The organism is Streptomyces sp. NBC_01003, assembly GCF_045162695.1.
In the GTDB taxonomy this organism is placed as follows: domain Bacteria; phylum Actinomycetota; class Actinomycetes; order Streptomycetales; family Streptomycetaceae; genus Streptomyces.
This window is the reverse complement of the sequence record NZ_CP108707.1, coordinates 6,561,982-6,575,885: the sequence shown is the minus strand read 5'-3', so window position 1 is coordinate 6,575,885 and position 13,904 is coordinate 6,561,982. Positions and strand designations below refer to the sequence as shown.

The following is a 13,904-nucleotide window of genomic DNA, read 5'->3' as shown; positions in this document are numbered from 1 at the left end:
CACCACAAGTGCAGCCAGTCGAGTCACAAGGGAGTGCCGCCCGTGCCCGGAGAGAATCTTTCCCGCGACGAGGCCCGCGAGCGGGCGGGCCTGCTGTCCGTCGACGGGTACGAGGTCCAGCTCGATCTGCGGTCCGCGATCGGCGAGACCGAGGGCGAGGGGCCCCGGACGTTCCGCTCGGTGACGACGATCCGGTTCCGGGCCACCGAGCCCGGCGCCGCGACCTTCGTGGACCTGATCGCGCCGTCCGTGAACGCGGTGACGCTGAACGGCGAGGACCTCGACACGGCGGCCGTCTTCGACGGGACGCGGATCGCGCTCGACGGCCTGGCCGCAGAGAACGAGCTGGTGGTCGACGCCCAGTGCGCCTACAGCCGCACCGGCGAGGGCATGCACCGCTTCGTCGACCCCGAGGACGGCGAGGTCTACCTCTACACGCAGTACGAGCCCGCCGACTCGCGGCGCGTCTACGCCAACTTCGAGCAGCCCGACCTCAAGGCGCCCTACCGCTTCAGCGTGCAGGCTCCCGGGGCCTGGACGGTCTGGTCGAACGGCTCGGGCGAACTCGTGGACGGGGTATGGAAGTTCGCCGAGACGAAGCCGATCTCGACCTACATCACGGCGATCGTCGCGGGCCCCTACCACTATGTGACGGACTCCTACGAGCGCGTCTTCGAGGACGGTACGAAGCTGGAGATCCCGCTCGGCGCGATGTGCCGCAAGGGGCTCGCGAAGCACTTCGACGCGGACGACGTGTTCCTGGTGACGAAGCAGGGGCTCGACTTCTTCCACGACCACTTCGACTACCCGTACCCCTTCGGGAAGTACGACCAGGCGTTCGTGCCGGAGTACAACCTCGGCGCGATGGAGAACCCGGGCTGTGTCACGTTCCGCGAGGAGTTCATCTTCCGCGGCAAGGTGACGCAGGCGTCGTACGAGCGGCGCGCGAACGTCATCCTGCACGAGATGGCGCACATGTGGTTCGGCGACCTCGTCACCATGCAGTGGTGGGACGACCTGTGGCTCAAGGAGTCCTTCGCGGACTTCATGGGGACGTTCTCGATGGTCGAGGCGACGCGGTTCACCAACGGATGGATCACCTTCGCCAACAACCGCAAGGCATGGGCGTACCGCGCGGACCAGCTGCCCTCCACGCACCCGGTCACGGCCGACATCCGCGACCTGGAGGACGCCAAGCTCAACTTCGACGGGATCACGTACGCGAAGGGCGCGAGCGTCCTGAAGCAGCTCGTCGCCTACGTGGGGCGCGAGGCGTTCCTCGAAGGCGCGCGGCGCTACTTCAAGCAGAACGCGTACGGGAACACGCAGCTCGGCGATCTGCTGTCCGTCCTGGAGGAGACCAGCGGGCGCGACATGGCCACGTGGTCGCGGGCGTGGCTGCAGACGGCGGGCGTCAACTCCCTCACCCCGCAGGTGACGTTGAGCGCCGAGGGTCGGATCACCGAGCTGGCCGTGATCCAGGAGGCCGCCGAGTCGCATCCCCAACTGCGCCCGCACCGCGTGGCGGTGGGCCTGTACCGCCGCTCCGTCGAGGGAGAGCTGACGCGGTACGCACGGGCAGAGGTGGACGTCGAAGGACCGCGCACGGTGGTGTCCGAGCTGGCCGGCGAGGAGGCGCCCGAGCTGGTCCTGGTCAACGACGACGACCTCACTTACTGCAAGATCCGCTTCGACGAGAACTCGCTGGCCACCCTGCGCGAGCACCTCGGTGACATCACGGACCCCCTCGCGCGCGCCCTGTGCTGGTCGGCGCTGTGGAGCCTGACGCGGGACGGGCTCATGCCCGCGCGTGACTTCATCGGCCTCGTGCTGCGGTTCGCCGGGCGCGAGAGCGACATCGGCGTTCTCCAGATGCTGCACACCTGGGCGAACTCGGCGGTCACGCACTACGCGGCGCCCGAGTGGCGCGCCGAGGGCAGCCGGCAGCTCGCCGAGGGCGCCCTGCGGGAGCTGCGGTTCGCCGAGCCGGCCAGCCAGAACCAGCTGACGTGGGCGCGGTTCTTCGCCTCGGTCGCGTCCGCCGAGGCCGATCTCCAGCTGCTGCGCGGCCTGCTCGAAGGCACCGCGAAGATCGACGGGCTCGATGTCGACCAGGAGCTGCGCTGGTCGTTCGTGAATGCGCTCGCCTCCACGGGCGAGGCCGACGAGTCGGTGATCGACGCGGAGCTGGCGCGTGACGACACCGCGTCCGGCAAGCGGCACCAGGTGCGCTGCCTGGCGGCGCGCCCGTCCGCGGCGGTGAAGGCGCAGGCCTGGGCGCAGGTCGTCGAGTCGGACGCGCTGTCGAACGCGCTCGTCGAGGCGACGATCGCGGGCTTCCAGCAGCCGGCGCAGCGCGAGCTGACCGCGCCGTACGCGGAGCGGTACTTCGCGGCGATCGAGCGCGTGTGGGAGGAGCGGTCCATCCAGATCGGCATGGATGTGGTGAAGGGCCTCTTCCCCTCGCTCCAGGACTCCCAGGGCACGCTCGACGCGACCGACGCGTGGCTGGCGGCGCACGAGAACGCGGCGCCCGCGCTGCGCCGTCTCGTCCTGGAGGCCCGCGACGACCTGGCCCGCGCCCTGCGCGCACAGGCGTGTGACGCGACGGCCGGGATGTAGCACCGGAGGGAACAACAGGCTTGCTACGGCCGGGAGTTACCGAACGCGGAAACTTCCGGCCGTAACCCGTCGCCCAACCTGCCCTTCTCGGCAGTCGAACGCCCGCACTTTAGGGCAGGCTTGTCCCTTTTTGTCGACGGGCGTGTAACAGGGGTTAGGAGCCCGGGCGGCGCCGGGAATGGCCGGGTCATGAACCACAACACCCCGCTGTCCCCCCGCCCCCTCCAGCACCTCGACGACTGCCGGCAGCGCGTGCTGAGCGCCGCCCAGCTCAGGGCGCACGGGGTCAACTCCGCGGCCCTGAACGAGCAGTGCAGGCCGGGCGGCCCCTGGCAGCAGCTCCTGCCCGGCGTATATCTGCTCCACCCCGGCCCGCCCACCGCCGACGAGCGGCTGCACGCCGTCCTCCTGTACGCGGGCCGCCCCCAGACCCGTACCGCTGTCGCCGTGCCCACGCAGACCACCCCCGGCGAGCCGCACCCCCCGCAGACCACGCCCCAGGCCCCGTACGCCAACGCGATGATCACGGGGCTTGCCGCGCTCGCCCTGCACCGCTTCGTGTCCGCTCCCCCGCTGCTCTCCCTCGACCGGGTCGATGTCATGGTGCCGCGCACTCGGCGGCTGCGCTCGACCGGCTTCGCGCGCCTCGTGCGCAGTCACGGGATGCCAACACCACAGCGGATCTCGGGGGTGCCGGTGGCGCCGGTGCCGCGCGCCCTCGCGGACGCCGTCGCCCAGCTCTCGGAGGCGGGGGCGGTACGCCGCCTGCTCACCGAGGCCGTCCGCGGCGGGCACTGCGAACCCGCCGCGGTGGTACGGGAGTTGAACCAGGCCAGGCTCCTCACCCGCCCGCACATCGTCGACGCCGTGGACTCGCTGCTCGCCGAGGGGCGCACCATCGCCGAGGACCGGATGTACGAGATGGTGCGCGAGTACGGCCTGCCCGACCCGCTGTGGAACGTGGACCTGCGCCTGCCCGGCGGGCCGCACCTCGGCGGCGTCGACGCGTACTGGCCCGACCAGGCCGTCGCCGTGGAGCTGGACGTGCGGGCGCCCCGGCACGGGCTGCGCCCGGAGCTCCAGGAGGAGAGCGACGGCCTGGAGTGGTCCGAGTACGCCCGCAAGCGCGAGCACCTGGAGCGCCTCGGGATCACCGTCGTCCACATCACGCCGCGCAAGCTGCGCGAGTCCCTCGAACAGCAGGCGACGGTCGTACGGACCGCGCTGATGGCGTCCGCGGACCGGGAACCGGCGGCGTATGTGATGGTGCTGCCTCACTGAACACCGCCGGGCCACGGCCCCTGACCCAGTCGGCCGGGTCAGCTACTTGGGACAGAACTCCGCCTCGACGACGGCCTGACTGTCGCCCGTCCAGTCGCCGTTGAAGTTGAACGCGAGGGTGTGGCGGCCGTCGGGTGTGGTCACGGCATCCGAGCTGGAGCCGTGGATGCCGCCGCTGTGGCCCCAGATCTCCTTGCCGCAGCTCAGCTTCTGCCGCATGAGGGCGAGACCGTAGCCGACCTCGGGCTCGCCCTTCCCCGTGGGCACGGGGACCGTCTTCTTCATCTCGGCGAGCTGCGCGGCGGGCAGCAGCCGGCCCCGGAGGAGCGCCGAGTAGAAGCGGTTCAGGTCCGCCGAGTCGGAGATCATCTCGCCGGCCGACGAGGCGAGGGTCGGGTTGAGCTCCGTGACGTCGTACGTCTTCTTGTCCGGGTCGTCGGGGAACTTGGAGTAGGCGCGGCTCGCCGGGCGCGGCACGGTGACGGTGGTGCCGGGCAGGCTGGTGGCGCGCAGGTGGAGGGGCTCGATGATGCGGTGGCGGATCTCGTCCGCGTAGGAGTGGCCGGTGACCTCCTTCACGATCATGCCGGCCAGCACGTAGTTGGTGTTGGAGTAGTTCCAGGACGTGCCGGGCGCGAAGTCGGGCTTGTGGGCCATGGCGACCTGCACGAGCTCGCCGGGTGACCAGGTGTCGTAGCGGTGCTTCAGGAAGCCGTCGCGGGAGAAGACGGTCTGCTGAAAGCCCTTGTCCGCCGTGACGTTGTAGATCCCGCTTGTGTGGTTGAGCAGCTGGCGGACGGTGATCTTCCTGCCGTCGTGGCCGTGCCCGGTGACGACGCCGGGCAGCCAGTGGTCGACGGTGTCGTCCAGGCTCAGCCTGCCCTCGGCCTCCAGCTGGAGGAGGACCGTCGCGACGAACGTCTTGGTGATGCTGCCGACGCGATAGCGGTCCCGGTCGCCGCGCGGGGTGTCCGTCCGCAGGTCGCCGAGGCCCGAAGTGCCCTTCCAGGTCCCGTACTTGTCCGTCGCCTGCCCCGTCACCCCGGGCACGCCCGCCGCGACGGCGGCGTCCATGGCCTGCTGCGTCGCCCCGTGTCCGTCCTTGGCCGGCGCATCGGCGAGAGCGGGGGTCGCGAGCGCCCCCGCCGTCACCGACACCACTACGGCCACACCCACCAGGCCGGTACGCACTGACATCCCGTGTCTCCTTCGCTCGCCGATGTTCTGCAGCTGTGTGCGCTGCGGTCGACCTGGGGGACTCAGGTGTCACGGGCAGGGGTTGAGGACCATGATCGGGTTGGGCGGGATCAGGCCGTTCTCAGGCCTTGCGTCTCAGGCCTTGCGCAGGACGAGTTCCGTGTTGCGGTCGCCGGGGGTGCCGGAGAGGGTGGCGCGGGATCCGGGGGCGTTGAAGGAGAGTTCGCGGTAGAGGGCCGCGAGACCGGTCTGGCTGAGGTCGGTGAAGTCGGTGCGGTGCGGGGCCGCGGACTCGATGAGCGTGGTGAACAGGGAGACCGTGCCGTCGTGGTTGTCGGTGATCTCGATGATGCGGGCCAGCTGCGGGAAGTCGACGTGGGACGCGGTCGAGATCTCCCAGAAGGAGCGGCCTTCGGGGCCCGCGTGCGGGGTGATGGCGTTCTTGTGGCTGTGGCCGTTGACCCAGGCCAGGACGCTCCGGTGGCGGCCGAGGAGCGCGAGGAGCTCGTCACCGCCGTGCCGGGTCTCGCCGGGGTGGTGCGGGTCCTGGCGGAGGTTGCGCATGGTCTTGCTGGTGTGGTGGCTGAAGACGAGGACGTGGGAGTCCCCGTTCTTCTCGTTGTCCTTGAGGGTGCGCTCCAGCCAGTTGAGCTGGGCCGTGCCGATGGAGCCCTCGTAGTGGCCGCCGGGGTCCGTCGTGTCGAGGCTGATGCCGAGGATGTCGTCCGAGACGCGGAAGGCGTAGTACTGGGTGCCCGCGTCGACGTTGGCCTGCGTGTAGCCGTGGCCGTGCGGGCCCGGGCCCAGGTGCGCGGGGTCGAGGTGGGCCTTGAGGTACTCGGCCGGGGTGAAGGGGGCGCGGGACTCGTCCGGGGTGACCGAACGCATGTGGCGGGCCTGGGACTTGAGGAGTTCCTTGAAGCCGTGGCCCTTGGGGTCGCCACCGTTCTTCACGTTGTCCCAGATCGCCTTGCCTGCGGAGTCCGGCAGCTCCATGAGCTTGCGCCCGCCCACCGCGAATTCGGCGAAGAAGGAGTCGCCGGGCGCGTAGCAGCCGCCGGGCAGCGCGTCGTGGTTGCCGACGGTCGAGTACCAGGGCAGGTTGAGACCCGGGCTGCGCAGCTCGGCGATCGCGGCGTCCAGGAAGCCGTGGATGCGGGGGAAGCCGAGCTGCTTGTCGGCGTCGCGCAGGGCGGCGTCCGGGTGCCAGTACAGCTTGAGGCCGCTGTCCTGTACGCCTTCGTAGCGGCGCGGGTCGCCGGTGTTCGGGGTGATGCGCCCGCCGCTCATCGCCTTCAGGAACCAGTCCAGCTCCGACTTGGCGTTGTTGTCGGTGTTGTCGCCGGTCGTCATGACGAAGTGCAGGGGCGACGCGGTGACGGGCGCCCCGCGCAGCGCGTTGACCCGCTCCACGAGGGAGACCGCCCCGGCGACGGACAGGGACTCCTGGGGGCGCCAGGCGCTTGCGGTCTGCGAGCGCAGGTACTCGTAGCGCAGGGGGTGCTGTACGTCGACCAGGTGGAGGTCGGTGAACTGGACGAACGCGGCGAGCGCGGTGCGCCGGCCCTCGCGCCCGGACTTGGCGGACGCGAGGTCACCTCGGACGACGCGCTGCCAGGCGGGGCCGTCGCCGAGGCGCCGGTAGCCCGCGCCGGCCGGGGCGGCTGCGACGGATCCGAGAGTGGTGCCGCGCGTGTAGGGCGCGAGCGGGGCGGCCGGGGCCCGGCGGGAGACCGCGGCCGGGACCGGACCCGAGGACGCGGGGCCCGCGGCCGCGCTGCCCGTGCCGGGGCCGAGTGCGTAGCCGATCCCGGCCGTCAGGGAGACGGCTCCGGACGCGGCGAGGAAGGTGCGGCGGTCGAGTGCCGAGGCGATGGAGGCGGCCTTGGCGGCGGTGGCTGAAGCAGCGGTGTCGGCGACAGAGCGTATGCGCGGCATGGCGCGGTCTCCCCGAGTGCTAACGCGTCGGCAGTGGTCGCGGGGCGCTCGCCGTGGCAGAACTACCCGCTCGTACTGGATCGTTGGCATCGGGAATGACCTGCGCGTTAACGCGGCGGCAACGGGCAACGCCGATCACGCCACGTGGATCACCGACCACCCTGCGCGGTCATGAACGCCTCTTGTGCCGGAGGGGAGCCGGTCACTCCGTGTTCACTTTTCGGGGAAGACGTGGCCTGCGGCGGGCCGCTCGCGCCACAGTTCGAGGCCCACGTCGACGAGTTCGACGCGGGCGAGACGGCGCACGTCGTCGAGGGCGTGCCAGGCGGCCATGTCGGTGGAGCCGTTCACTTCGTGGCGCAGTTCGCCGCCGGTGATCCGGCCCTCGTAGACGAGGCGCAGGCCGTGGAAGTCGGCGACGGCGCCGAGCTTGCGCGGGTAGCGGCGCAGGACGGAGTGGACGCCGAGGAGGGTGCCGGGTTCGACCGCGTAGCCGGTCTCCTCGTCGAGTTCGCGGATCACGGTGTCGTACGGGTCCTCGCCGTGGTCCATGCCTCCTCCGGGCAGCGTCCAGCGTCTGGTGCCGTCGCCGGCCACCCAGCGGGCGAGCAGCACCTGCCCGTCCCGTACGCAGACTGCGTAGGCCGCGACCCTCAGTTCCCTGTGCACACGGTGACGTTATGCGGTCCACGGCGGGTCGGGGTGGTGAACGTGCGGGTCGATGACGCGGCGGGCGGCGCCGCTCGCGGGGCGCGTGTGCCACACCCCGCCGTGCGCGATTCCCCGTACGTACCGCTTTGTCCGCGATGACGTATGGCGGAAGTACGCCATGCCCTGATCACGTCACGGGCAACTCTCCCCAAACAGGCGCCACTTACGTAAAGCTGACCGGTCATCCGGCACCGAATTCCGGACCCTTTCCGACCTTTACGTACAGGGATGCTGATGACCCTCGATCCCCAGCGCGCACCGATATCCGGAGCGAGACGGGCGGCCCGGCTCGCGGCCGCGGCCGGCCTCGTCGCAGCGCTCACCGCAGCCGGGCCGATACCCCTGGCCTACTCCGCGGACACGGACGCCACCCCGTCGGCCGACGCACCCGTCAAGGCGGCCGGCGACAAGCTCGGTTCGTCCGACGCCCAGCTCCTCGACCAGGCCGAGGCGGCCGGCGAGAAGAACGTGACCATGATGGTCGCCACCGCGCCCGGCGCGACCGAGCAGGTCGCGCACCAGCTCGACGCCGTCAAGGGCGGCTCCGTCGGCCGGACCTACGACAAGCTCGGCTACGTTCGCGCCACCGTGCCGACCGCCAAGGCGGACGCCGCGATCAAGGCGGCCGAGAAGCTCTCCTCCGTGCAGGGCATCGACCTGCGCCACGAGATCGAGCTCGACGACCCGACCCCGGCCGGCGACACCGCCGAGGGCTCGCAGGGCGCCGAGGGCTCGTACGCCGCGCCCGGTAGGTCCACCCCGGCGAAGAACCCGTACAACCCGTCCTTCGAGACAGGCGCCGTCGACTTCGTGAAGGACAACCCGAAGGGCGACGGCCGCGGCGTCACGATCGGCATCCTCGACTCCGGTGTGGACCTCGGTCACCCGGCGCTCCAGAAGACCACCACCGGCGAGCGCAAGATCGTCGACTGGGTCACCTCGACCGACCCGCTCGTCGACGGCGACGCCACCTGGCGCGCGATGGTCACGAACGTGTCCGGCCCGACGTTCACGTTCGGCAGCCGGACCTTCAAGGCCGCGGCCGGCGCGTACCAGGTCTCGACGTTCAAGGAGTCCGCCACCACCGGCGGCGACGCCAAGGGCGACCTGAACCGCGACGGCGACACCACCGACTCCTGGGCCGTCCTCTACGACGCCAAGGCCGGCACGGTCACCGTCGACCTGAACGACAACGCCGACTTCACCGACGACACCCCGATGAAGCCGTACAAGGACGGCTACCAGATCGGGTACTTCGGCAAGGACAACCCGGCGACCGACGTCGTCGAGCGGATCCCGTTCGTCGTGGAGATCCGCAAGGACGTCCCGATGGACCCGCTGGGCGGCGACTGGACGGGCAAGAAGGCCGACTTCGTCAACATCGGCGTCATCGAGTCCGAGCACGGCACGCACGTCGCGGGCATCACCTCCGCCAACGGCCTGTTCGGCGGGAAGATGAGCGGTGCCGCGCCCGGCGCGAAGATCGTGTCCTCGCGCGCCTGCACCTGGTCCGGCGGCTGCACCAACGTCGCGCTCACCGAGGGCATGGTCGACCTCGTCACCAAGCGCGGCGTCGACATCGTCAACATGTCGATCGGCGGCCTGCCCGCCCTCAACGACGGCAACAACGCGCGCTCGCTGCTCTACAAGCGCCTCATCGACGACTACGGCGTCCAGCTCGTGATCTCCGCGGGCAACTCCGGCCCCGGCGCGAACACCATCGGCGACCCCGGCCTCGCCGACAAGGTCATCTCCGTCGGCGCGTCCATCTCCAAGGAGACCTGGGCCGCCAACTACGGCTCCGGCGTGACCAAGCGCTACGCCATGATGCCGTTCTCGTCGCGCGGCCCGCGTGAGGACGGCGGCTTCACGCCGACGATCACCGCGCCCGGCGCCGCGATCAACACGACGCAGACCTGGCTGCCGGGCGCCCCGGTCGCCGAGGCGGGCTACAGCCTGCCGGCCGGCTACTCGATGCTCCAGGGCACCTCGATGGCCTCCCCGCAGGCCGCGGGCGCCTCGGCCCTGCTGCTCTCCGCCGCCAAGCAGAAGCACATCGCGCTCACCCCGGCGAAGCTGCGCACGGCGCTCACCTCGACCGCGAAGCACATCAGCGGCGAGCAGGCGTACGCCGAGGGCTCCGGCCTCATCGACATCGTCGACGCCTGGAAGTCCATCAAGAGCGGCGCGGACGCCCACACCTACACGGTGAAGGCCCCGGTCGACACCGCGATCGACTACGCGCTCCTGGACCCGGGCTTCGGCACCGGCATCTACGACCGCGAGGGCGGCCTCAAGGCCGGCCAGAAGAAGACCTACGACGTCACCGTCACGCGCACGTCGGGCCCGGACCGCGCGGTCCGCCACGAGCTGTCCCTCAAGAACAACTCGGGCTCCACGTTCCGCATCGTCGGCGACGACACCGTCTCGCTGCCGCTGAACAAGCCGGTCACCGTCAAGGTGCAGGCCGCGCCGAAGAGCGCCGGTCTGCGCAGCGCCATCCTGGAGGTGGACGACCCGCGCACCGAGGGCGTCGACCAGCAGGTCATGGCGACCGTCGTCGTCGCCACGCCGCTGGCGAAGCCGTCGTACACCTTCTCGGACTCCGGCTCCGTGCAGCGCAACAGCACGAAGTCGTACTTCCTGACGGTCCCCGAGGGCGCGAAGTCCCTCGAGGTCGCGATGGGCGGTCTGAAGGACAAGAGCCAGACCCGCTTCATCTCGATCCACCCGTACGGGGTCCCGGTCGACGACACGTCGACGCCGAGCTGCTACCCGAACTACAACCCGGACAACGTCTGCCGCCCGGATCTGCGTTCGTACGCGGACCCGCAGGCCGGTGTCTGGGAGATCGAGGTCGAGGCGCGCCGTACGTCGCCGCAGCTCGACAACCCGTACAAGCTGGACGTCGCCGTGCTCGGCGCGGCCTTCGACCCGGCCGTGCAGACCGTCCCCGAGGCCAAGGTCGGCACCCCGGCCGCCGTCTCCTGGAAGGTGACGAACAAGTTCGCCGCGCTCGACGGCAAGCTGAAGGGCGGTCCGCTCGGCTCGTCGAAGACGGCGCGTCCGTCCGTCAAGGAGGGGGAGACGCAGACCTCCACGGTCGTCGTCCCCGCGGGCGCCGAGCGTCTGGACGTCGCCATCGGCGGCGTCTCCGACAACGCCGCCGACCTGGACCTGACGGTCTACGACCAGGACGGGAACCAGGTCGGGCAGTCGGCCGACGGCGACTCCGAGGAGGCCGTCAGCATCAGCAAGCCGACCGCCGGCACGTACACGGTCGAGGTCGTGGGCTACTCGGTCCCGTCCGGTTCGACGGAGTACGACTACCGCGACGTGTTCTTCTCCCCGACGCTCGGCCAGGTCAAGGTCGACGAGGCGAAGTCCGTGAAGCTCGGCAACGGTGACACGACCCAGGTCACCGCCGAGGTCGTCGCCGCGGCGGCCGCGCCGGAGGGCCGCGAGTTCTTCGGCGAGGTGCAGCTCCTGAACGGGCGCGGCACGGTCGCCGGGCTCGGCAGCGTGAAGATCGAGAAGGTCACGCCGTAACGGTGTGAGCCGGTAGTCCGGTAACGGCGGGGGCGGGCGTCCTGGGGGCGCCCGCCCTTCGCCGTTGCCTTCCGTCCCAACCTTTGCCGTTCCCTTCCGTCCTTCCCCTCGCCCTCCCGTCCGTACGAGCCCTCACGCGCCCGGGCCGGGGGCCTTCGAGCACTTCAGGGCGCGGGAGCCGGGCAGCGCGTTGACGACCATGTCGCGCAGGGACGCGCGGTCCTCGGCCTTCGTGGCCCAGTTGTCCGGGTACTCCTCGCCCTTGGGAATGCTGATCAGCGTGCGGTCGCCCGGCTTCAGGCGCGGGTCGACGTCGTGATCCATCCGGAAGGTGACCCTCTCCGGTCCCTTGGCGGGCTTGTAGTAGCGGGTCGCGGTCAGCGTGATCGTGTCGCGTGCCGCGCCGGGCACGGGCTCGACCCGGACCACGGTGCCCTCGACGATGAGCCGCGAGCAGGCCACGAAGCCCTCCGGCGTCACGTCCGCGCCCTGCTTCCCGCTGTCCGCGGCCCCACGGTGGTCCGCCGCCGACTTGTCGTCGGCGACGTCTCCGGGTGTGTTGACGCCCAGCCACACGAGCCCGCCGAGCAGCGAGGCCGCGCACGCGGCGGCGAGCGCCCCGAAGGCGACGGCGAGGGGCCGGCGGCGGGGCCGCGGGGCGACCACCGGCGCGGGGCGCGGCTTTTCCCGCGCGGCCAGCGCGTCCCCGATCCCCCGCACCTGCTCCGCGAGCAGCGCGACGTCGGCCACGGCGGCGCCATGGGCGGCCACCGTCTCCGGGTCGGCCGCGTCCTCCTGGGGCAGCGGCTCCCCCGTGAGCGCCTGCATCAGCGCGCGGTCCTCGTGCTCCATGTCACACCACCTCCCCTTCGCGCAGCCGCGCCCGCAGCATCCGTACCGCCGTGTGCAGCCTGCTCTTGACCGTGCCCTCCGGGATGCCCAGCTCCTCGGCTATCGCCCGCACCGGGAGATCCGCGTAGAACCGCAGGACGACGACCTGGCGCTGGGCGTCCGGTAGCTCGTCCAGTCCCTGCGCCACGGCCAGCGAGAGGACCCGCGACTCGGCGCCGTCCTCCGCGCGCTGCTCCTGGCGCAGGGAGGCGAGGCGCTCGCCGAGCCGTTCCTGGCGGCGGCGGGCCCGGTGCCAGTCCATCGCGAGGTTCGAGGCGACGACGGCGGCCCACGCCGACACGTCGCGCGGCGCCTCGTCGCCCCGCGCGGCCCGTTCGAGCAGCCGCAGGCGCACCTGCTGCACGCCGTCCTGAAGGTCGCCGTGCGGTACCCCGCCGAGCGACAGGACGGCCCGCACCCGGTCCTCCTGCGCGGCGTCCAGCGGATCGGCCGCCTCCGCGCGGCGCGTTCTTCTGCGCAGCAATGCCCCTCCCCTCCCCCTGGCTTTCCCGCGTTTCCCCTAGGACGCCGGGACCGGTCGAAACGTTCGCACCGTGAGACGGGGATGAATGTGGCGTCCCGCACCTCGCACAATGGATTGGACAAGGCCGCCGGGGACAGACGCATCATGGAGCGGCACCCCCGCTGTTCTGTTCGTGTACGTACGGAGGAAAACCCTGTGAAGGTCGGAATCGTCGGAGCCACCGGTCAGGTCGGCACGGTCGTGCGCAAGATTCTCGTCGAGCGGGACTTCCCGGTCGACGAGCTGCGCCTGTTCGCCTCGGCCCGCTCGGCCGGGACGGTCATCGACGGTGTGACGGTGGAGGACGCCTCGACGGCCGACTACACGGGCCTCGACATCGTCATCTTCTCCGCGGGCGGCAGCACCTCCAAGGCGCTCGCCGAGAAGGTCGCGGCCCAGGGCGCTGTCGTGATCGACAACTCGTCGGCCTGGCGCAAGGACCCCGAGGTTCCCCTGGTCGTCTCCGAGGTCAACCCGCACGCGATCGCGGACCGCCCCAAGGGCATCATCGCCAACCCGAACTGCACGACGATGGCCGCGATGCCGGTCCTGCGTCCGCTGCACGAGGAGGCCGGCCTCGAAGCGCTGGTCGTCGCCACCTACCAGGCGGTCTCCGGCTCCGGCCTCGCGGGCGTCGCCGAGCTGCACGGCCAGGCACAGAAGGTCGTCGCCGAGGCGGACAAGCTCACGCACGACGGCTCCGCCGTCGAGTTCCCCGAGCCGCAGGTCTACAAGCGGCCCATCGCGTTCAACGTGCTGCCGCTGGCCGGCGCCATCGTCGACGACGGCCTGAACGAGACGGACGAGGAGCAGAAGCTCCGCAACGAGTCCCGCAAGATCCTCGAGATCCCGGGCCTCAAGGTCTCCGGCACCTGCGTGCGCGTCCCGGTCTTCTCCGGGCACTCGCTGCAGATCAACGCCCGCTTCGCCCGTCCCCTGTCCGTCGAGCGCGCCACGGAGCTCCTGGCCGGCGCCCCCGGCGTCGCGCTCTCCGACATCCCGACGCCGCTCCAGGCCGCGGGCCAGGACGCCTCGTTCGTGGGCCGCATCCGCGGTGACGAGACCGTGGAGAACGGTCTGTCGCTGTTCGTCTCGAACGACAACCTCCGCAAGGGCGCCGCTCTGAACGCGGTGCAGATCGCGGAGCTGGTGGCGGCCGAGCTCAAGGGCTGACGGCCGCCCCCTTCCGGAC

9 protein-coding genes are annotated in these 13,904 nt (G+C 71.1%); 4 read left to right on the top strand and 5 right to left on the bottom strand.

Features of this window, described 5'->3' with window-relative positions:
* Nucleotides 1-42: 42 nt before the first annotated feature.
* Both pepN and OG698_RS29990 read left to right on the top strand, forming a co-directional pair.
* Nucleotides 43-2,622 carry an aminopeptidase N gene (pepN, locus tag OG698_RS29995; RefSeq protein WP_406106713.1) on the top strand — a complete coding sequence of 860 codons (2,580 nt, stop codon included), beginning with the start codon at nucleotides 43-45 and terminating at the stop codon, nucleotides 2,620-2,622.
* Nucleotides 2,623-2,811: 189 nt separating this feature from the next.
* Complete coding sequence (locus tag OG698_RS29990; protein ID WP_406106712.1) at nucleotides 2,812-3,903, top strand: hypothetical protein; 1,092 nt, start codon at nucleotides 2,812-2,814, stop codon at nucleotides 3,901-3,903.
* Between the two features lie 42 nt (nucleotides 3,904-3,945).
* On the opposite strand, the gene OG698_RS29985 is transcribed toward OG698_RS29990, so the two are convergent.
* From OG698_RS29985 to OG698_RS29975, 3 genes are all read right to left on the bottom strand, one after another.
* A complete protein-coding gene (locus OG698_RS29985; protein WP_406106710.1) occupies nucleotides 3,946-5,100 on the bottom strand; it encodes a serine hydrolase domain-containing protein in 1,155 nt (384 codons plus the stop codon).
* Nucleotides 5,101-5,235: 135 nt separating this feature from the next.
* Nucleotides 5,236-7,038: a TIGR03767 family metallophosphoesterase gene (locus tag OG698_RS29980; RefSeq protein ID WP_406106708.1), complete on the bottom strand. Its 1,803-nt coding sequence runs from the start codon at nucleotides 7,036-7,038 to the stop codon at nucleotides 5,236-5,238.
* Between the two features lie 213 nt (nucleotides 7,039-7,251).
* Nucleotides 7,252-7,707 carry an NUDIX hydrolase gene (locus OG698_RS29975; RefSeq protein ID WP_406106707.1) on the bottom strand — a complete coding sequence of 152 codons (456 nt, stop codon included), beginning with the start codon at nucleotides 7,705-7,707 and terminating at the stop codon, nucleotides 7,252-7,254.
* A gap of 276 nt (nucleotides 7,708-7,983) precedes the next feature.
* On the opposite strand from OG698_RS29975, the gene OG698_RS29970 reads away from it, so the two are divergent.
* Nucleotides 7,984-11,298 carry a S8 family serine peptidase gene (locus tag OG698_RS29970; RefSeq protein ID WP_406106705.1) on the top strand — a complete coding sequence of 1,105 codons (3,315 nt, stop codon included), beginning with the start codon at nucleotides 7,984-7,986 and terminating at the stop codon, nucleotides 11,296-11,298.
* A gap of 132 nt (nucleotides 11,299-11,430) precedes the next feature.
* Here the strand turns inward: OG698_RS29970 and OG698_RS29965 are convergent, their stop codons facing one another.
* Together OG698_RS29965 and OG698_RS29960 are read right to left on the bottom strand one after the other, a co-directional pair.
* Nucleotides 11,431-12,150: a hypothetical protein gene (locus OG698_RS29965; protein WP_406106703.1), complete on the bottom strand. Its 720-nt coding sequence runs from the start codon at nucleotides 12,148-12,150 to the stop codon at nucleotides 11,431-11,433.
* 1 nt (nucleotide 12,151) lies between these two features.
* On the bottom strand, nucleotides 12,152-12,673 hold the full coding sequence (locus tag OG698_RS29960; RefSeq protein WP_399978023.1) for a sigma-70 family RNA polymerase sigma factor: 522 nt from the start codon (nucleotides 12,671-12,673) through the stop codon (nucleotides 12,152-12,154).
* A 195-nt stretch (nucleotides 12,674-12,868) separates the two neighbouring features.
* Between OG698_RS29960 and OG698_RS29955 the strand changes: the two genes are divergently transcribed.
* The gene (locus tag OG698_RS29955) at nucleotides 12,869-13,885 is read left to right on the top strand and encodes an aspartate-semialdehyde dehydrogenase (protein WP_406106701.1); all 1,017 of its coding nucleotides are present in this window, start codon (nucleotides 12,869-12,871) and stop codon (nucleotides 13,883-13,885) included.
* The last annotated feature ends 19 nt before the right edge of the window (nucleotides 13,886-13,904 follow it).